Raw genomic sequence first — 19558 nt, 5'->3', positions numbered from 1 at the left:
GCGATGAAGCGTTATACGGTCGGCATCGACCTCGGCACGAGCAATACGGTCGTCGCGTACGTCGAGGCCGGTTCCGACGCGATCCGCGTGTTCGACGTCGAGCAGCTGGTCGGCCCCGGCGCGGCGGCCGCGCAGCCGCTGCTGCCGTCGGTGCGCTATCACCCGGCGGCCGGCGAACTGCCGCCGGACGCGTTGCGGCTGCCGTGGGCAGCCCATGCGAAAGCGAACGCCGCCGGTGCGCCGCCGGCCGTGATCGGCCGCTATGCGCGCACGCTCGGCGCGCAGGTGCCGGGCCGGCTCGTGTCGAGCGCGAAGAGCTGGCTGTCGCACGCGGCGGTCGACCGGCTCGCGGCGATCCTGCCGTGGGGCGCGGCCGACGGTGTCGACAAGGTGTCGCCGGTCGACGCGAGCGCCAGCTATCTCGCGCACGTGCGCGACGCGTGGGACGCACACTTTCCCGATGCGCCGCTCGCGAAGCAGGACGTGATCCTGACGGTGCCGGCGTCGTTCGACGACGGCGCGCGCGCCTTGACGGTCGAAGCGGCGCGGCGCGCGAAGCTGCCCGCGCTGCGGCTGCTGGAGGAGCCGCAGGCCGCGTTCTACGACTGGCTGTACGGCCAGCGCGACACGCTGCGCGACACGTTTGCCGCCGCGCGGCGCGTGCTGATCTGCGACGTCGGCGGCGGCACGACCGACCTCACGCTCGTCGATGTCGCGCCGGGCGATGACGGCGAGCCGACCTTTACGCGCGTCGGCGTCGGCAATCACCTGATGCTCGGCGGCGACAACATGGATCTCGCGCTCGCGCGCCTGGTCGAGACGCGGCTGACCGAGCCTGGCACGCGGCTGTCGGCCGCGAGCCTGTCGCAGCTAGTCGAGCGCTGCCGTGCGGCGAAGGAGCGGCTGCTCGGCGACGATGCGCCGGCATCCGTCGCCGTCACGCTGCTCGGCGCGGGCAGCAAGCTCGTTGGCGGTGCGCGCTCGGCCGAGCTGACGCGGCAGGAAGTCGAACAGATCGTCGTCGACGGTTTCTTTCCGCAGGTCGACGCCGGCGAACTGCCGCGCCGTGCGCGCGCGGCGATCGTCGAATTCGGCCTGCCGTATGCGAGCGATGCGGCCGTCACGCGCCACGTCGCCGCGTTCCTGAATCGTCATGCGGAAGGCCCGCTGCCCGACACGCTGCTGCTCAACGGCGGCGTGTTCCGCGCGGGTGCGCTCGCCGGCCGTCTCGCGCAGACGCTCGGCGCGTGGCGCGGCGCGCCGCTCGACGTGCTGCACAACGCGCATCCGGACGTGGCCGTCGCACGCGGCGCGGTCGCGTACGGGCTTGCACGTGCGGGGCATGCGCCGCGTATCGGCGGCGGCTCCGCGCGCAGCTATTTCCTCGTGCTCGACGACGGTGCGGCCGATTCGGCCGCGCGCGGCGTCTGCCTGCTGCCGCGCGGCGCGGAAGAGGGCCGCGAGATCCGGCTCGACGATCGCACGTTCGCGTTGCAGCTCGGGCAGCCGGTGCGTTTCCACCTCGTGTCGACGGTGGCCGAGACGAAGTATCAACCCGGTGATCTCGTCGATCTCGACGGCGGCGATTTCGTGCGGCTGCCGCCGATCGCGACGGTCGTCGATGCGAAGGCGGGCAGCGATGCACGCGAAACGCCGGTGAAACTCACCGCGTCGCTGACCGAGGTCGGCACGCTCGAAATGCACTGCATCGCGACCGACGACGCGGCACGCCGCTGGCGGCTCGAATTCCAGTTGCGCGGCGATGCGCCTGTCGACGGCGACGATGCTTCTTCTGCACGGCATCCGCGGCTCGATCAGGCGATCGAACTGATCGAGCGCTCGTTCGGCAGCAAGGCCGCGGACGTGACGCCGAAGGACACGCGCCGGTTGCGCGCGCAGCTCGAACACGTGCTCGGTGCGCGCGAGGAGTGGGACGTCGCGCTCGCGCGCGAACTGTTCGATGCGTTGCTCGCGCGCGGCCGCCGTCGCCGTCGTTCGGCCGATCACGAACGTGCGTGGCTGAACCTCGCCGGTTACTGCCTGCGTCCGGGCTTCGGCCATCCGCTCGACGCGTGGCGCATCGAGCAGCTGTGGCCGCTGTTCGACGACGGAATTCAGTACGTGACCGACGGGCAGGTGTGGTCGGAGTGGTGGACGCTGTGGCGGCGCGTGGCCGGCGGCCTCGACGACGATGCGCAGACGCAGGTGCGCGACGCGATCGCGTTCCTCGAACCGTCCGACGACAAGCGTCGCAAGCTGCCGTTCGACCCGGTCAAGGTCGGGCCGGCCGACATGACGCGGCTGTCGGCGTCACTCGAACGGTTGCCCGTCGAGCGCAAGGTCGAACTGGCCGAGCGCCTGATCGTGCAACTGCAGAAGCCGGCCGAACGCGCATTGTGTGCGTGGGCGCTCGGGCGTATCGGTGCGCGCCGGCCGTTCTATGGCAGCGCGCACAGTGTCGTGCCGGCGGAAGCTGCCGAAGGCTGGCTCGAAGCGCTGTTCGCGCTCGACTGGAAGCAGGTCGAGCCGGCCGCGTTCGCGGCGGCGCAGATTGCGCGGATGACGGGCGACCGCTCACGCGATTTGCCCGACGATATGCGCGAGGCAGTCATCAAGCGCCTGTCGGCCGCGAATGCCTCGTCGGCCTGGATCGACATGGTGCGTGAAGCAATCGCGTTCGACGAAGCCGATACGGTGCGCGTGTTTGGCGAGACGCTACCGGTCGGGTTGAAGCTGCTGGCCGGGTGAACGGCGTGCAGGATGCTTTGGCCTCGTTCGCAGGTCGAAGCATCCGGTTGCATCGGCTGTTACGTGACGCCGATGCGCGTTCCCTTCAGGCGTGCGATGCCGTTTCGCGCTGCCGTTCCGCCGATTCGATTTCCGATGCATCGTGCGTGGCATGACGCCGCGCGAGATGAATCCCCGCGAGCATGCAGCGCACCGACCCGCCGGCCAGCTCGATCGTCGGCACGTCGAGCGGCAGCAGCCGCGCGGAGCGTTCGATCACCGTGCGCTGGTCAGGCGTGAGGCAGTCGAACGCACGCCGCGACAACGCGAGCACGCGGCCATCCTTCCCCGACAATTCCAGCGTATTCCCCGCGAAATTCTCGATCTGCGACTGATCGAGCGCGATCACCGCGCGCCCCGTTTCGGTCAGGCGTTGCGCGATTTCGCCGCGACGCCGGCGGTCGGCGATCAGGTCGAGGCCGACCATCGCGAACTCGGTCGCGACGCTCATCATCACGTTCGTGTGATAGATCGGCCGCCCGTTCGCATCGGCCGTATCGAAGCAGATCGGCTCGAAATTGAAGTTCGTGCAGAAGCGTTCGAGCGCGACCGGATCGGCGCGGCGCGAACGCGCGGTGTACGCGATCCGCGCGACGTGGTCGAGCACCATCGCGCCGGTGCCTTCGAGGAACACGTCGTCGTATTCGAGCCCCGAGTAGTCGATCACGTCCTGCACGCGATACTCGGCCTTCAGCATCTCGATCACGTCCGCGCGCCGCTCGCGGCGACGGTTCGCGCTGCACATCGGAAACAGCGCGACATGGCCGCCCGGATGCGTCGAGAACCAGTTGTTCGGGAACACGGAGTCGGGCGTGTCGCGCTCGCCGTGATCGTCGAACACGTGCACGCGCACGCCCGCGTCGGCGAGCGTCTGCGCGGCGGCCGTGACTTCGTCGCGCGCGGCGGCCGATACCGACGGCGTGTCGGCCGCACCGCTGCCGGCCGTGCGCTGGAAGGCGTTGTCGGCCGCGGTCTGCGGGTTCGGCAGGAAGCGGTGCGGCCGGATCATCACGACGGCGGCCGGCGCCTGGATCGATACGAGGTTCATGAAAGGCAGGAGCGAAGGGCAGGAAAACGGGCGGCGTGCGGGCCGCCCGCGGATGACGGTCAGCGCGCGAACGCGGCGACGGCTTCGGTCACGAACGCCGCGTGACCCTGCGCGATCGCGGCCGGGTCGTCGATCAGCGCGAACAGGTTCTTCGGATCGACGGCCGGCGGAATCAGCGCGATCTCGACGCCCGCGTTGTGCTGCTGCGCGAGTGCGTACAGGTAACGCAGCGCCGAGTAATCCTCGAGCGCGAAGCCGACCGAATCGAACACCGTGACTTCGTCCGCGCGTTCGCGGCCGGTCGTTTCGCGCTGCAGCACGCGCCACAGCTCGGTGACGGGGAAGTCGGCCGGCATCTGCTGGATCTCGCCTTCGATGCGCGACTGCGGCTCGAATTCGACGAACACGCGGCCTGCGTGCAGCACGCCCGCTTCGAGTTCGGTCTTGCCGGGGCAATCGCCGCCGACGGCGTTCAGGTGCATGCCGGGCTCGATCATGTCGGCCGTGACGATCGTCGCATAGGCCTTGTCGGCGGTGACGGTCGTCACGATGTCGGCGCCGCGCACGGCGTCGGCGGTCGACGCGGCGCGCACGACGCGCAGATCCGGATACGCGGCGAGGTTCCGCACGAGCTTGTCGGTCGCGAGCGGATCGACGTCGAACACGCGGATTTCGTCGATGCCGAGCAGCGTGTGGAACGCGATCGCCTGGAATTCGCTCTGCGCGCCGTTGCCGATCAGCGCCATCGTGCGCGAATCGGGGCGTGCGAGCAGCTGCGCGGCGAGCACCGACGTGGCGGCCGTGCGCAGTGCGGTGGTGAGCGTGAGTTCGGCGAGCAGCAGCGGGTAGCCGGTATCGACTTCGGCGAGCGCGCCGAACGCCATCACCGTGTGCATGCCGCGCGCCGCGTTGACGGGGTGGCCGTTCACGTACTTGAACGCGAACAGCGACGCGTTCGCGACGGGCATCAGCTCGATCACGCCGTCGCGCGAGTGGCACGCGACGCGCGGCGACTTGTCGAAATCGGCCCAGTGCAGGTAATCGGCGCGCAGCGTGTCGACGAGTTCGCGCAGGAACGTCGTCACGCCGGTTTTGGCGATCAGGCGGGCGGTGGCGGGAACGTCGAGGAAGCGGGTCATCGGTCTGTCTCCATTTTCAGTGCCGGTACGGGTGTCCTGGCGTTCTGGTCGACCGGGCGGGGCTTCGGCGCGCGTCCGGGCTTCCTGAAAAAGCCGCGGCGCGGCGTGTTCGGCCGGTCGATGGAGTCATTATTTCCGTGAGTCGAGCCAACAAAAAGACGGCAAAAGTGGCAGATTTATCGATAGACTTGGCAAATTGCCAGCCCATTCCGGCAGTTTGTCCGGTTTTCACTGGCCGGATTGCGCAGCCTCCGGCACGCTGGCGGCCGGCTCACGCTCAACAGGAAGCCCGTTCATGATCACGCTCGACGACGTCGACCGTCAGCTCATCGCGCTGCTGCGCGACAACGCGCGACTGCCCGTCGTCGCGCTGGCGAAGGAACTGCGCGTCGCGCGCGCGACCGTGCAGAACCGGCTGACGCGGCTGGAGAAAAACGGCGTGATCGTCGGCTATACGGTGCGGCTCAAGCCGGCGGCCGAACGGCACCGGATCCGCGCGCTGATGTCGATCGCGGTGCAGGGCAATCGCGGGGCGGAGGTGGTGAAGGTGCTGCGCGGGCATCCGAACGTCGCGTCGATCCACAGTACGAACGGGCGCTGGGATCTCGTCGCCGAACTCCATGCCGATTCGCTCGAGCACTTCGATCGCGTGCTCGGCGCGATCCGGCTGATCGACGGGATCGCGAATACCGAGACGAGCATCCTGCTGTCGACGCACAAGGCGTAACGCGGGCAGGGCCCGCATCACGCCTGTCCGTGCGGTCAGGTGCCGGCCGCCGGCGCCGGAAACACCGGTTCGCCCAGCGTCAGCATCAACCGGTTCGCCCACGCGAAGATCGCGACCGCGTGCGACAGGTCGAGAATGTCTTCATGCGTCAGCCCTTCGGCTTCGAGCGCGGCGATGGCGTCCGCGTCGACCGAGTCCGGCCGTTCGGTCAGGGCAATCGCATAGCGGACGATCGCCCGTTCGCGCGCCGTCGTGCCGGCCGTCGCCGGATCGTCGAATACCTGCTCGATCGTATCGGTGCGCTTCGCGAGCTGCGCGAAGCGCTGCGCATGCACCGACGCGCAATAGACGCAGCCGTTCACGCGCGACACGGCCGTGCTGGCCAGTTCGCGTTCCGCGCGCGACAGCCCGCCGGGACCGTACATGATCGCGTTGAACACGCCCGAGCGCTGCCGCAGGATGTCGGGCAGATGCACGAGCAGCAGGTAGTAATCGGACGTCTTCGCTTGCGGGTGGCTTGCTTCGAGCACCGCAAGCTGATCGGCCGTCGCGGCATCGAGCGAGACCGTGTCGAGCCACGCGCGCCAGCCGAGCGTATCGGACGTGAAGCCGTGAGGGGGCGTCGTCATGCAGCCTCCTTGTCGGCACGCGCCTGAATGGCCCGCGCGGCAATCGCGACGCGCAACTGATACGCGACGAACGCGACGAGCTGCGACAGCGCGACGATCGCGGGTGTCGTGAGGCCGGCCGACTTCAGCGCGTCGAGATCGGATGCGCGTGCGTCGACGGGAGCAAGCGTCATGCGCCTTGCGTGCGCGAGCAGCGCGCCAAGGCGTCGAGGCAACGCATCGAACGCGTCGGCATCAGCCTGTTCGATGTCGCCGGCCGTGCCGCCGGCATCGAGCAGGCGGGCGCGATAGGTGTCGGCCAGCGCGTGCGCGTTCGACTTTCGCGCGACATACCGTGCCGCGTGCAGCCGCTCGATCAGCGAAAGATCCGGCAACGCGGGGTCGAACAGCGCGGCTTCGCCGAGCTGCGTATGCAGCCGCACCTTCTCGCGTGCGCGGCGCAGCGCGGCGACGGCATCGCCGTCGCGCAGGCCGGCCACCGCGTCGATCGTGTCCGGCGCGGCGGCCGGCGTGATGGAATCAGTCATCGTTTCGGTTTCCCTTCGTCGTCAATGTGATCGATGGCGCGTGCTCATGCATCGGCGTCGCGCCATTCGTCGCCTTGCAGCTCGGCATTCGCATACGCGACGAGCGCGTCGTAGTGGCGGTCGCGATCGGCGTCGAACAGCCGGCTCGCGATGCCGCGCGCCAGCCGCTTCGCACCGGCGCTGATCGCAGGGATGTCGCCGGACAGCTTGCCGTGGCTCAGGCTCGCCGCATGGTTGAAGCAATGGATGCGCGTGACGGCCGGGCATGCGCCGCGCTCGCGCTCCTGGAACGCGAACGCGGGGCCGAGATCGGGCGACTCGGCGAGTTCGTCGAGCCACAGCGCCGGGTCCGGTCGATAGCGATCCTTCCAGCGCCGCACGTGCGCGCCGAACGACGCGAATTCGTCGCGGGTCGTCCAGTCCGAATGAAAGCCCGTCGCGAAGATCAGGAAGTCGACCGTGCAGCGCCTGCGCGGGGTCGTCACGTCGAGGCCTTCTGCGTGATCGGCAAGCGCCTCGATCGGGCTGCCCGCATGAAAATGCGCATGTGCGTGGCGCGACACGCGCAGCACGCTGTCGCGCGGCGGCGGCGTTTGCGACGCCAGCGCGTAGTGCATGAAGCGCCACTTCGTCGCGTCGTCGAGATCGGCATAGCCGTGCACGAGCCCCGGGCTGCCGATGCCGGTCAGCTTGTTGATGCGCGGAATGTCCGCGCGGCGGAAGAACAGGTCGACGCGCGCGGCGCCCGCTTCGAGCGCGGTGCCCGCGTTGTCGAACGCCGACGCGCCCGCGCCGACCACGCCGACGCGCTTGCCCGCGAGCGCCGCGAAATCGATCGGCTCGGACGAATGCGCGCAGCGCGTGCGCGGTATACGGTGCGCGACGGGCGGCACGTACGGGCCGCCGAGCCCGTCGCGGCCGGTCGCGAGCACGACGTGCCGCGCGAGCAGCGTCTGCGCTTCGCCGTTGCCGCGCACGTCGAGTGCGAGCAGGCCGTCGTCGCGCGGGCGCAGCGCAACGAGCGTCGTATCGTTGCGCACCTGCAGGTCGAGCGCGCGCCGATACCAGCGCAGGTAGTCCATCCATTGCGTGCGTGGAATCTTGTAGAGCGCATCCCACGCATCGCGGCCATATTGCGCTTCGAACCACGCACGAAACGTGAGCGCGGGCAGGCCGAGCGCGGGGCCCGCGAGCTGCTTCGGCGAGCGCAGTGTTTCCATCCGCGCGAACGTGATCCACGGGCCTTCGTAGCCGGCCGGCGCGCGGTCGATCACGCACTGGTTGTCGATGCCGAGCAGCCGCAGTTCGGCGGATGCCGCGAGCCCCGCCATGCCGCCGCCGACGATCGCGACGTCGAGCACGCGTACGCCGTCCACTTCACGTGGCGGCACCCACGACGGCGCGGGCAGGTCGAGCCAGCGCAGGTCCTGCGCGAGCCGTGCTTCAAGTGCGTCGAGCGCTGTCGTCATGCGGCCTCCGGGCGCGTGCGCCGCGTACGTGTCGTGCGAGGCGGGCGCGGCGCCCGCTCGCTGCGCAGCCGGTCGCCGCGCAGCAGTGCGTCGTGCGCGGCGGCGTCGTGAAAAGTCACGTCGTCGAGCAGCGTGCGCGTCGTGCGGTGCAACGCGTCGAGCAGCGCATCGACGGCCGCCGTGCGCGGCTTGCCGGCCGGCGTCGCGATGCCGAACGCGAACGGGATGTCGACGTCGAGCGGGCGCGCGACGACGCCGTCCACCGGCAGCGCGACACCCGTGGCCGGATCGACGATGCCGATCCCGATGCCCGCCCGCGCGGCCATCACCGCATTCAGCGACGCATTGGTTTCGATGAACACGCGCGCCTCGACGCGTGCGGCGGCGAATGCCGCATCGATCCGCTGGCGCAGCCGGTGCCGGTTCGCGACCGTCACGATGCGGCGGCGCGCGAGATCGCGCAGCGCGATGCGCGGCTTCGCCGCGAGCGGATCGCCGGCGGGCAGCACGGCGACGCACGGTGTCTGCGCGATCCAGTGCACGTCGAGCCCGGCATGCGCCATCGGCAGCGTGACGACGCCGACGTCGGCCGTGCCGGCCAGCACCTCGTGCACGACATGCTCGGCCGATTCGCTGCGCAACTGATAGTGCGGTGCGTGGGCGTCGTCGGGCAGCGCGGCGAGCGCGGCCGGCACGAGCGTGGCCGCGAGCGACGGCGTCGCCGCGATGCGTACCGGTTCGGCCGTTTCGTCGCCGAGCGCGCGTGCCCGCGCCTCGATCGCGCGCAGGCCGACCAGCGAGCGTTCGACTTCCTCATAGAGCAGGAACGCGCGCCGCGTCGGCGTGACGCGCGGGCCGTGCCGGTCGAACAGCGCGTAGCCGAGATCGGCTTCGAGTTCCTGGATCTGTCGCGTGACGGCCGGTTGCGAGCGGCCGAGCAGTTCGCCCGCGCCGGTCACGCTGCCGGCCGACATGACCGCGGAAAAAGCTTCGAGTTGGTGCAACTCCATGACGCGTTCCGATGATGCGATTTGCGCATTGTAGGAGTTCGAGCATGCGTGATTCATATAATGATTTTTGCTATCGACAGCGCCGGAACTGCGAAGGGGGCGATCGCCGCGGCGGCCGGTTGCATCCGCATGCGCATCGACTGCGCGCGATGTCGTCAAGGAAACGCCAATCGAATCAACGCGCTGCGACGCATGTCGGTGCATCGCGCGATGCAGGACGCGCGGATGACCGTTCGCAGACGTGATCCGCTTCGCGCCGCAGGCGATATCGATATGCGCAAAACTTCGTTGGATCGCCCTGAACCGGATGGTTACATGCCCTCACTCTTTTCGACTGATTGAAGCTGGGGGACGCATGAACGTTTCGGGGAACGACGGACGCGGCGCATGGCGGCGCGTGCTGGGCACGGTGGCGGCGCTCGCGGCCGCATGGGGATTGTCGGCGGGCGGTGCGCTCGCGGCCGGCGTGTCGGGCGAGCCGGTGGTGGTCGGCGTGAGCGGGCCGCTCACGGGCCAGGACGCGCAATACGGCGAGCAGTGGAAGCGCGGCTTCGATCTCGCGCTCGACGAGATCAACGGCAGCGGCGGCATCCACGGCCGGCCGCTCGCGATCGACTTCCAGGACAGCCGCAGCGACCCGCGCCAGGCAGTCGCGATCGCGCAGAAGTTCGTCGCCGATCCGCGCATCGCGATCGAGCTTGGCGATTTCTCGAGCGCCACGTCGATGGCCGCGTCGCCGATCTACCAGCGCGGGCAACTCGTGCAGTTCGGCTTCACGAACTCGCATCCGGATTTCACGAAGGGCGGCGATTACTTGTGGAGCACCGCGCTGAGCCAGGCCGAGGAGCAACCGCTGCTTGCACGCTACGCGGTGAAGGAACTCGGCTTCAAGCGGATCGCGGTGCTGTACCTGAACACCGACTGGGGCCGCACCAGCAAGGACATCTTCGCGAAGGCGGTGGCCGGGCTTGGCGCGCAGGTCGTCGCGGCCGAAGGCTACCAGCCGGCGGAGAAGGATTTCCGCTCGACGCTCGTGCGGATCGGCGCGTCGAAGCCCGATTCGATCGTGCTGATCTCGTACTACGCGGACGGCGCGCAGATCGTGCGGCAGGCCCGCACGTCCGGCGTCACGCTGCCGATCGCGGCGGTCGGCTCCGTGTATTCGCCGAAGTTTCTTGAACTGGGCGGCACGGCGGTCGAAGGCGTCTATACGGAATCGAACTTCTTCCCGGCCGAACCGCGCCCCGAGGTGCAGGCATTCGTGCAGCGCTATCGCGCGAAATTCCACGCCGATCCCGATTCGTTCGTCGCGCGTGCCTACGACGCACTGATCCTGTCGGCCGAGGTGCTGCGCCGCTACGGTACGACGCGCCAGGCCGCGCACGACGGCTTCGCGAAGGTCAGCGACGTGCCGAGCGTGATCTTCGGCAAGGTGCGCTTCGATCCGCAGACGCGCCGGGTCGCCGGCGCACGCACCGTGTACCTGGTCGTGAAGCAGGGGCAGTGGGCGCTGTGGGATGGCGCGAAGCCGCAGCTCGCCGCACGCTGAACCCGACATGAACCGCATGCAAGTGACAGACGCATCGTGATGGCTTCCTGGCTCGACTACACGCTCAACGGCCTCATCGTCGGCAACATCTACGCGCTGCTCGCGGTCGGGCTCGCGCTGATCTTCGGCGTGTCGCACCTGATCAACTTCGCGCACGGCTCGGTCTACATGGTCGGCGCATTCATCGGCTGGCTGTGCCTGACGCGCTTCGGGCTGCCGCTGCCGGTCGCGCTGGCGGCGGTCGTCGTCGGCTGCGGCGCGCTCGGCGTCGCGATCGAGCGGATCGGGCTGCGACCGCTGCGCCACGCGGCGCGCATCGCGCCGCTGCTCGCGACGATCGGCATCAGCTTCATCCTCGACCAGCTCGCGCAGCTCGCGTTCGGCGCGGATCCGCGCGCGGTGCCGACGCCGCTGCCCGACTGGCACGTGCGGATCGCCGGCGCGACGCTCGGCTCGCTCGACCTGCTGATCGCGGGCATCGGCATCGCGGCCGCCGCGCTGCTGTATGGCTTCCTGCGCTTCACGCGGCTCGGCTGGGCCGTGCGCGCGACCGCGCAGGACCGCGACGCGGCGCTGCAGATGGGCGTCGACGTCGATCGCGTGAACCAGACCGTGTTCGCGATCGCGTGCGCGCTCGGCGGGGTGAGCGGGTTGCTGGTCGGCATGTACTACAACAGCATCGATCCGGCGATGGGTTTCCAGGCGACGCTGAAGGGCGTCGTCGCGCTGCTGATCGGCGGGCTCGGCAACGTGCCGGGTGCGATCGCCGGCAGCCTGCTGCTCGGTCTCGTCGAAAGCTACGGCGTCGCGCTGTTCGGCACGAGCTATCGCGACCTGTTCGCGTTCGGGCTGCTGATCGTGTTCCTCGTGTGGCGGCCGAACGGCCTGTTCAGCGCGAACCGCGCGCTGCCGCCCGAGCCGATGACGGGCACCTTCCTCGCGGCCGCGAAGGCCGTGCGCGTGCCGCGCCCGGTGCTCGTCGCGCTGGTCGCGGCAGCGGCCGTGCTGCCGTGGCTCGGCGCGTCGCCATACGTGCTGCAGACGCTGACCAATGCATGGCTGTACGGGCTGCTCGCGCTGAGCCTCACGCTCGTCGCGGGCACGGTCGGGCAGATCTCGCTCGGCCATGCGGCGCTGCTCGTGATCGGCGCGTATGCGTCGGCGCTGCTGTCGTCGGATCTCGGCTGGTCGCCGGCCGTGACGATTCCCTGCGCGGGCGTCATCACGGCCGTGCTCGGCACGCTGCTCGTCTATCCGGCGTTCCGGCTGCGCGGGCACTACGTATCGATCGCGACGCTCGGCATCGGCGAAGTGGTGAGCCTCGTGATCCTGAACTGGGACGGCCTGACGCGCGGCCCGCTCGGCATCGCCGGCATCGCGCCGCTGCCGTGGGCGATGACCGCGCGTGCCGCGTACTGGTTCACGTTCGCGGTGCTCGTCGTATTCGCGCTCCTGCAGGTGCGGCTGCTGCGCTCGCATCTGGGCCGGACCCTGCGCGCGGTGCGCGAGGACGACGTCGCCGCGCGTGCGCACGGCATCGCGCCGAACCGCTACAAGGCGATCGCGTTCGCGGTCGGCGGCGTCGCGGCCGGCGTGAGCGGCGGCATTGCCGCGCACCTGTACAGCTACATCAATCACCAGACCTTCGACTCGCAGGTATCGATCCTCGCGCTGACGATGGTGATCCTCGGCGGCCTCGGCAACGTGCTCGGCGGCATCGCGGGTGCGATCGCGCTGATCGGTCTGCCGGAGCTGTTCCGCTGGGCGGCCGACTACCGGATGCTGATCTACGGCCTCGTGTTGCTGTTGCTCGTGCGGTTCCGGCCGCAGGGCCTGCTCGGCACGGTGTGAGGAGGCATGCGATGACGACCACTCGACCCTTGCTCGACGTGCAGGGCCTGACGCGCCGCTTCGACGGCGTGACCGCGCTCGACGGCGCAAGCCTGACACTGGCCGACGGCGAGCTGCTGAGCGTGATCGGGCCGAACGGCGCGGGCAAGTCGACGCTGTTCAACCTGATCGCGGGCGCGGACCGGCCCGATGCCGGGCGTGTGACGTTCGACGGTCGCGACATCACGGGCACGGCGCCCGAACGGCTCGCGGCGCTCGGTATCGCGCGCACGTTCCAGCACGGCCGCGTGTTCGGCAACCTGAGCGTGCTCGACAACGTGCTGATCGGCGCGCATGCGCGGCTGCGGGCGGCGCGGCCCGGCTGGCCGGCGCTGGGTGCCGCGGCCGAAGTGCTGCGCGCGCTCGTGCGGCCCGCTTCGGTGCGGCGCGAGGAGGCCGCGTTGCGCGAAGAGGCGCGGGCGATCGTCGCCGGGTTCGGCGAGCGGCTCACGCCGCGCATCGATCATCCGGCGCACAGCCTGTCGTATGCGAACCGGCGGCGCGTGGAGATCGGCCGTGCGCTTGCGCTGCATCCGCGCCTGCTGCTGCTCGACGAACCGACGGCCGGGATGAACGAGACCGAGACGGCCGAGATGCTGCAACTGATCCAGTCGCTGAAGGCGCGCGGCCTGACGATCCTGCTGATCGAGCACAAGCTCGAACTCGTGATGCGCGTGTCCGACCGCGTGATGGTGCTCGACAACGGCGTGAAGATCGCCGAAGGCGGGCCGCGCGACGTGCGGCACGACCCCCGCGTGATCGAAGCCTATCTCGGCCGCCGCCATGCGGGCGGCGCACCGGCCGATCGTGCTGCGCAGGCGGCAGCATGACCCTGCTTTCTTCCGGATCCGATACAACGATGACCGACGCGCTGCTGAAACTCGAACACCTCGACACGTACTACGGGCCCGTGCAGGTGCATTTCGACGTGAACTTCGAAGTCGGCCGCGGGCAGATCGTCAGCCTGCTCGGCGGCAACGCGAGCGGCAAGTCGACGACGATGAAGCTGATCCTCGGGCTGGTGCGGCCGAAGCGCGGCGTCGTGCGGTTCGACGGCGACGACGTGACGGCGCTCGCGACCCCGCAGCGCGTGCGGCGCGGGATCGCGGCCGTGCCCGAGGCGCGGCGGCTGTTCGGCGACATGAGCGTGCGCGAGAACCTGCTGATGGGCGCTTACACGCGCGGCGATCGCGCGGCCGTGGCGGAGGACTACGAACGTGTGCTCGACCTGTTTCCGCGGGTACGCGAGCGATTGACGCAGCGCGCGGGCACGCTGTCGGGTGGCGAGCAGCAGATGCTCGCGATGGCGCGTGCCCTGATGGCACGGCCGAAGCTGATCTGCATGGACGAGCCGACGATGGGGCTGTCGCCGCTCTACGTCGACAAGGTGCTCGAACTGATCGATGCGATCAACCGGCAGGGTGTGACGGTATTCATGGTCGAGCAGAACGCGAGCCTCGCGCTGGAGATCGCGCACTACGGGTACGTGCTGCAGACGGGGCGCGTCGTGCTCGAAGGGCCCGCGAAGGTGCTGCTCGACGACGAGCGCGTGCGCGACGCGTATCTGGGCGGGGAGGCGGTGGCGGCGTAACGCGCGCGGCGTCCTTCATCCGCCGGCATTCGCCGGGTTCGCTTCGCCGGTCTTGCGTTGAAGCCTGCGTTCGGGCTCGGTCCGGTGCAGGTGAACCGCGTAGGTGTCCCAAGGGAGCCGGATATCCTGCGCCGAGCGTGCGGCCGCCTGGATCATCAGCCTGCCGACTTCGCCGCGATGATAGCCGCCGTGCGTGACGACATGGGTCAGCATCTCTTCGCGCGTCATGTATCCGTTGTCGCCATCGGTGAACGCGAATGGAATCGACTCGGACAGCAGGTCGGGCGTGGCCGTCTCGACATAGTCGAGGTACCAGCGATCGAGCGTGGCGAATGCCGCGCGCAACGCAGCGGGTTCCGGTGTGTCAGGCGTGTTGTCGGACGCGAACCCGTGACGCTCGCCGCTCAGGTGCGCGGCAAAAATCCGGTTCACGACGAGGCAGTGATTCATCAGCCGCAGCGCGAGATGGCGCGTTTCCGCTTGCTGCACCGCGTCGAGCTGAGACACGGCCGCCAGCATTTCGTCATGGGCCCATGCCTGGTAGCGCAGCATGCGGGACAGGAGTGCGTTCGCGCTCATGGTCGTTTCCTTGTCGGTTTCACCTAATATGTGAGCTTCGCCACCATTATTTTCAGTCGGGGTCCGCATGTCCACTCGCGTTTCCGATGCGGCTGCCGCGATGCGGAAAGCCCCGCGCCAGGCCCGTTCGCGTGCGACGGTGGACGTGATCGTGACGGCCGGGGCTCGCGTTCTGGACCGGTACGGGTGGGCGGGATTCACGACCAACGAGGTCGCGCAGGTCGCCGGCGTGAGCATCGGCTCCGTGTATCAGTATTTCCCGAACAAGCTTGCGCTGGTCGATGCGATCCGGCGCCGCCATTTCGACGACGTGCTCGCCGTGCTGCAGCGCGCGCATGACCGTCGGGCGAGCGCCGGGCGTCGGCTCGAAGGCCTGATCGGCGACCTGATCGCCGCGCACCGCGATTACCCGGCATTGCACCACGCGCTGCTCGATCTTCCCGATCCGGGCGGGGCGAAGGACGCGTATGACACGTTCCAGAAGGAATATTTGCGCCGGTATGCGCTGATCGTGGCCGCCTGTCGCGGCCGTACGCCGGTCAGGGCCGATACGTTGACCGCGCGGGTGCTGTCGTCCGCGCTCGAAGGCGTTATACACAACGCGGCCCGGAGCGGGCTGCTGACGGACCCGAAACTGAAGCGGGAGATCGTCAGGTTCGCGCGCAGTTACGTCGAGGATCCTGGCGCCGCGACAGCGAATGCGCGTTCCTGAGCTGTGCCGAAAAATCGTCATGGACACCGAAATTCAGGGTAGATTGACGGTCTCCTGATCTCGAACGCCACGGGGGCTGCCGCGCCATGTTGACCTACTCCATCCAGAAAGTCGGCTACGATTTCAATCAGCTCGATCAGCAAGGGGCGACCGACTACGCGTCGTTCGTTCATGCCTTCGATGCGTTCCCCTGGGCGGCCCAGCACGTCGAATGGAACGAGACGCAGGACGGTCCGTTTCCGGCGCTCGTGCTGCAGCATGCCGACGATCAGCGCGAGCTGTGGGTGACGGCATTGAGCGACGCGCATTCGGACGGTTTCCAGCTGAATGCGGTGTCCATGCGGATGAAGAAGGGGTTGTTCGGGATAGGGAAGGGCAAGCTGGAGCAGCATGTCGACACGATCGATGTCGACCCGCGCGCGGACGTCGATACGTTGTGCCGGCTGTTCTGCGATCGCCAGTACGACGAACTGGACCGGCTGGTGGCGCGGCACGCGGAGCGCAACCGGTTCGACGACGACCACGACGATTGAGGGGCCGCCGCGCGCGGCGAGGCACCGATTCGCCCGCTCATGCCTTTTCCGCGTCGCTCCCCGCCGCGCGCGGAAACGTCAGCACCACCGCGAACCCGCCCGCATCGGGAAACGCGAAGCCCACGCGCCCGCCGTGCGCCTTCATCACTTCCTGCACGATCGCGAGCCCGAGGCCCGACCCCGTGCGCCGCTCGCTGCCGTCCGGCGCGATCCGCACGAACGGTTGCAGCGCCGCCTCCCAGTGCGCGCGCGGTATTCCGCGGCCGTTGTCGGTCACGGTCAGCGTCACGGCGCCGTCGGCGTTGCCCACGGTTGCGACCGACACGACGATGTCGTCCGCATGACCGTGCAGCAGCGCGTTGTGCAGCACGTTCGACAGCGCTTCCTGCAGGCTGATCGCATCGCCGTCGATCCACGCGAGCGGTGCATCGCTCGCGAATGCAACGGCGACGTCGCGCTCGCCGGCGAGCGGAATCGTGCGGCCGAGCACGTCCTTCGCGAGCGCGACGAGTTCGACGGGCTGCAGCGGCACGGCCTCGGTGCGGTGAATCACCATCGCGTGATTGAGCAGCTGGCCGGTGAGCCGGCCGACGTCCGAGCAGGTCGCGCGCAACGCATCGAGCCGCGCTGCGTGGCGCGCGGGATCGGATTCGCCGTCGAGCAGCTCGATCTGCGCGTCGAGCCGCGCGAGCGGCGTGCGCATCTGGTGCGCGGCGTCGGCGATGAAGCGCTGCATCGCATTGATCCGCTCGGCAAGACGGTGCATCAGCCCGTTGATCGACCCGATGATCGCGTCGATCTCGCTCGGCGTGTCGACGGCCACCGGACGCAGGTCGGCCGGGTCGCGGGCCGCGATGATCGTGCCGATCTGCGCGAGCGGCCGCAGGCCGCGCCGGATCGCGAGGCCGCTCGCGCCGATCGCGAGCACGCTCATCAGCAGGATCAGCGTCCACACCTTGATGCTCATGTCGTTCGCGAGCTGCTGGCGTGCGTGGGTGGTTTGCGCGACCGTCACGAGCGCCCAGCCCGGCGTGCTTTCCTCGGGCATGTAGCGCGCGATGGTCGCGGTGCGGATGCGGTGTCCCTGGTAGACGGCGTTCGCGAACGCGGGGCCCTGTTTCGCGGCGGCGAGCGTCGCGGGGCTCGCGAGATCGTTGTAGCCGGCCACGACCACGCCGCGCGAATCGACGACCTTGTAGTAGACGAGGTCGTAGCGCGACAGCGTCGACAGCGCGGCCACCGGCGGATTCAGCGCGAGCACGCCGCCCTGCACGTACAGGTTCTCGGCGACCTGGATCGATGCGCCCGCCAGCAGCTGGTCGTACGCGCGTTCGGCCGCGACGCCCGCGTAGTAGCGCGCGATCGCCGCGAGCGCGAACGCGCCGGTCGCGACGACGAGCGCGATGAACAGCAGCGTGCGCCCGAACAGCGTCTTCGGGAACCAGTCAATGCGCGGCAATCTGATACCCCATCCCGCGCGCGGTGCGGATCTCGACCGAGCTGCCCTGCAGCTTCCTGCGCACGCGCGTCACGTATTGCTCGACCGCGTTCGCGGTCGGCTCGTTGCCGAAGCTGAACAGTTGGTTCAGCAGTTCTTCCTTCGAGAAGATGCGCTGCGGGCGGCTCGCGAGGATTTCGAGCAGCGCGAACTCCTGGCGCGACAGCGACAGCGGCTGGCCGTCGAGTTCCGCGAGGCGGCTGCTGCGGTCGATCACGAGGCCGCCGAGCGTCAGCACGTCGTTCGCGTGGCCGCTGTTGCGGCGCAGGAGCGCCTGCACGCGCGCGTCGAGTTCGCGGTAGTCGAACGGTTTGACGAGATAGTCGTCGGCGCCGAGGCCGAGTCCGCTCACGCGATCGTCGATCGCCGAGCGCGCGGTGACGAGCAGCACGGGCGTCGTGCTGCCCGAGGCGCGCAGGTGGCGCAGCACCGTGAAGCCGTCCATGCCGGGCAGGTTCGCATCGAGCACGACGAGGTCGAAGCGTTCGACGCGCAGCAGCCCGTTCGCGGTCGCGCCGTCGGTTTCGAGATCGACCGCGTGGCCGAGCCGCGCCAGGCGGCTGCGGATCGCCGCGCCGATTTCGGCATCGTCCTCCACGACGAGAATGCGCATGGTGCCGTTCTGCAGGTAGGTGGATTAGGGGTTTTCCCGAGGCCGGGATGTCAGCATTTTCTCAGACTCGGTCGATAACCTGTGTCGAGCCGGAAGCAGCATGCAAGGACGGCATTAATACCAGAAATACTCAAGGAGACGGCAACATGCAGCATGTCACGGGTGCGACGAACGCGCGGCGCGGTACGGCGCGGATCTGCGCGTGGCCGCTTGCCGTCCGTCGCACGGCGGCGCACGCATGACGACGTCGGCCCGCCGCCGCGCGTTGATCGCCGCCGGGCTCGGCGTGCTCGCCGCGCCGGCGCTCGTGCGTGCGAAGCCGCGCACGGTGCGGATTTCCAAGGGTTACGGCGTGCTGTACCTGCCGCTGCTCGTGATGGAGAAGCAGCGGCTGTTCGAGCGGCACGCGGCACGCCACGGCGTGCGCGACGTCGCGGTCGACTGGGTGCTGCTCGACGGCGGCAATTCCGTCAACGACGCGATGATGGCCGGCACGCTCGATTTCGCGGGCGCCGGCGCGCCGGGTTTCATCGAGCTGTGGGCGCGGGCGCGCGGCATTCCGAACGTCGAGGTGATCGGCATCAGCGGGCTGTCGACCACGTCGCTGTCGCTGAACGCGAACCGCCCGGGCCTCGTGACGCTGCGCGACTTCATGCCGTCCGACCGGATCGCGGTGCCGGGCATCCGCACGTCGCTGTCGGCGGTGGTGCTGCAGATGGTGGCGAGCCGGCAGCTCGGCCCGAAGCATTTCGCGCAGCTCGATTCGATCACCGTGAACCTGCCGCATCCGCAGGCGATGCAGGCGCTGATCCGCCGCGAGAACGGCGTCACCGCGCACTTCACGTCGCCGCCGTTCTCGACGCTCGAGTTGCGGCAGCCGGGCATTCACCGCGTGGTCAGCTCGGTCGACGTGCTCGGCCCGCTGACGCTCGACGTCGTGTTCGCACCGAAGCGGCTCGTCGATACGGAGCCCGCGCTGGCCGTCGCGTTTCTCGGCGCGCTCGACGAAGCGAACCGCCTGATCGCGCAGGACCCGCGTGCGGCGGCTGCGCTGTATGCGGCGTCGTCGGGCGTCGGCGTGTCGCACGACGACGTGATGCAGATGCTCGCCGCGCCCGACACGCGCTTCTCGGTGCTGCCGAACCAGTTGATGGACTACGTCGAATTCCTGTACCTGGCCGGCACGATCAAGGCGAAGCCGCGCGCGTGGCACGAGATGTTCGCGCCGATGCTCGACGCCTACCGGTCGGGCTGAGC

General features: G+C 69.2%; 19 protein-coding genes. 10 read left to right on the top strand and 9 right to left on the bottom strand.

Features of this window, described 5'->3' with window-relative positions; all coding sequences use genetic code 11:
- The first annotated feature begins 3 nt into the window (after positions 1–3).
- Positions 4–2748, top strand: a complete 2745-nt coding sequence (locus AC5LXK_RS28960) for an Hsp70 family protein (protein WP_493392072.1) — start codon at positions 4–6, stop codon at positions 2746–2748.
- Between the two features lie 85 nt (positions 2749–2833).
- Here the strand turns inward: AC5LXK_RS28960 and ctlX are convergent, their stop codons facing one another.
- Positions 2834–3835: a citrulline utilization hydrolase CtlX gene (gene ctlX / locus AC5LXK_RS28955; protein ID WP_493392071.1), complete on the bottom strand. Its 1002-nt coding sequence runs from the start codon at positions 3833–3835 to the stop codon at positions 2834–2836.
- Between the two features lie 59 nt (positions 3836–3894).
- A complete protein-coding gene (gene ocd / locus AC5LXK_RS28950) occupies positions 3895–4974 on the bottom strand; it encodes an ornithine cyclodeaminase (RefSeq protein ID WP_493392070.1) in 1080 nt (359 codons plus the stop codon).
- A gap of 295 nt (positions 4975–5269) precedes the next feature.
- On the opposite strand from ocd, the gene AC5LXK_RS28945 reads away from it, so the two are divergent.
- Positions 5270–5701, top strand: coding sequence for an Lrp/AsnC family transcriptional regulator (locus tag AC5LXK_RS28945; protein ID WP_006479718.1), 432 nt, complete (start codon positions 5270–5272; stop codon positions 5699–5701).
- A gap of 35 nt (positions 5702–5736) precedes the next feature.
- Here the strand turns inward: AC5LXK_RS28945 and AC5LXK_RS28940 are convergent, their stop codons facing one another.
- Genes AC5LXK_RS28940 through AC5LXK_RS28925 form a run of 4 tightly spaced genes read right to left on the bottom strand, consistent with a single transcriptional unit; the run spans position 5737 to position 9336 of the window.
- Positions 5737–6330, bottom strand: a complete 594-nt coding sequence (locus AC5LXK_RS28940; RefSeq protein ID WP_493392069.1) for a peroxidase-related enzyme — start codon at positions 6328–6330, stop codon at positions 5737–5739.
- Positions 6327–6857: a CMD domain-containing protein gene (locus AC5LXK_RS28935; RefSeq protein ID WP_493392068.1), complete on the bottom strand. Its 531-nt coding sequence runs from the start codon at positions 6855–6857 to the stop codon at positions 6327–6329. Before AC5LXK_RS28935 ends, AC5LXK_RS28940 begins: the two co-directional genes overlap by 4 nt.
- Before the next feature lie 44 nt (positions 6858–6901).
- A complete protein-coding gene (locus tag AC5LXK_RS28930; protein ID WP_493392067.1) occupies positions 6902–8326 on the bottom strand; it encodes an NAD(P)-binding domain-containing protein in 1425 nt (474 codons plus the stop codon).
- Positions 8323–9336, bottom strand: a complete 1014-nt coding sequence (locus AC5LXK_RS28925; RefSeq protein WP_493392066.1) for a LysR family transcriptional regulator — start codon at positions 9334–9336, stop codon at positions 8323–8325. The genes AC5LXK_RS28930 and AC5LXK_RS28925 overlap by 4 nt, the downstream gene beginning before the upstream one ends.
- 60 nt (positions 9337–9396) lie before the next feature.
- On the opposite strand from AC5LXK_RS28925, the gene AC5LXK_RS28920 reads away from it, so the two are divergent.
- The 5 genes from AC5LXK_RS28920 to AC5LXK_RS28900 are packed head-to-tail and all read left to right on the top strand — an operon-like array spanning position 9397 to position 14366.
- Positions 9397–9678, top strand: a complete 282-nt coding sequence (locus AC5LXK_RS28920) for a hypothetical protein (RefSeq protein WP_493392065.1) — start codon at positions 9397–9399, stop codon at positions 9676–9678.
- Between the two features lie 13 nt (positions 9679–9691).
- Entirely contained in the window at positions 9692–10885 is a 1194-nt protein-coding gene (locus AC5LXK_RS28915; protein ID WP_493392064.1) for an ABC transporter substrate-binding protein, read from the top strand.
- Between the two features lie 39 nt (positions 10886–10924).
- A complete protein-coding gene (locus AC5LXK_RS28910) occupies positions 10925–12736 on the top strand; it encodes an ABC transporter permease (RefSeq protein WP_493392063.1) in 1812 nt (603 codons plus the stop codon).
- Positions 12737–12747: 11 nt separating this feature from the next.
- Complete coding sequence (locus AC5LXK_RS28905; protein ID WP_493392062.1) at positions 12748–13605, top strand: ABC transporter ATP-binding protein; 858 nt, start codon at positions 12748–12750, stop codon at positions 13603–13605.
- Positions 13602–14366 (top strand): ABC transporter ATP-binding protein, encoded by a 765-nt coding sequence (locus AC5LXK_RS28900; RefSeq protein ID WP_493392061.1) that lies wholly within the window; start codon positions 13602–13604, stop codon positions 14364–14366. The genes AC5LXK_RS28905 and AC5LXK_RS28900 overlap by 4 nt, the downstream gene beginning before the upstream one ends.
- Positions 14367–14381: 15 nt before the next feature.
- Here the strand turns inward: AC5LXK_RS28900 and AC5LXK_RS28895 are convergent, their stop codons facing one another.
- Positions 14382–14945, bottom strand: coding sequence for a DinB family protein (locus AC5LXK_RS28895; RefSeq protein WP_493392060.1), 564 nt, complete (start codon positions 14943–14945; stop codon positions 14382–14384).
- A gap of 67 nt (positions 14946–15012) precedes the next feature.
- On the opposite strand from AC5LXK_RS28895, the gene AC5LXK_RS28890 reads away from it, so the two are divergent.
- The gene (locus AC5LXK_RS28890) at positions 15013–15657 is read left to right on the top strand and encodes a TetR/AcrR family transcriptional regulator (RefSeq protein WP_493392059.1); all 645 of its coding nucleotides are present in this window, start codon (positions 15013–15015) and stop codon (positions 15655–15657) included.
- 86 nt (positions 15658–15743) lie between these two features.
- Positions 15744–16190, top strand: coding sequence for a hypothetical protein (locus AC5LXK_RS28885; protein WP_493392058.1), 447 nt, complete (start codon positions 15744–15746; stop codon positions 16188–16190).
- Positions 16191–16227: 37 nt separating this feature from the next.
- Here the strand turns inward: AC5LXK_RS28885 and AC5LXK_RS28880 are convergent, their stop codons facing one another.
- Positions 16228–17649, bottom strand: a complete 1422-nt coding sequence (locus AC5LXK_RS28880) for a sensor histidine kinase (RefSeq protein ID WP_493392057.1) — start codon at positions 17647–17649, stop codon at positions 16228–16230.
- Entirely contained in the window at positions 17636–18301 is a 666-nt protein-coding gene (locus AC5LXK_RS28875) for a response regulator transcription factor (RefSeq protein WP_493392056.1), read from the bottom strand. The genes AC5LXK_RS28880 and AC5LXK_RS28875 overlap by 14 nt, the downstream gene beginning before the upstream one ends.
- Before the next feature lie 238 nt (positions 18302–18539).
- Between AC5LXK_RS28875 and AC5LXK_RS28870 the strand changes: the two genes are divergently transcribed.
- On the top strand, positions 18540–19556 hold the full coding sequence (locus AC5LXK_RS28870) for an ABC transporter substrate-binding protein (RefSeq protein ID WP_493392055.1): 1017 nt from the start codon (positions 18540–18542) through the stop codon (positions 19554–19556).
- Positions 19557–19558 lie beyond the last annotated feature (2 nt).

It is taken from the genome of Burkholderia pulmonis (genome assembly GCF_984667975.1).
This window is presented reverse-complemented; position numbering and strand designations above follow the sequence as displayed.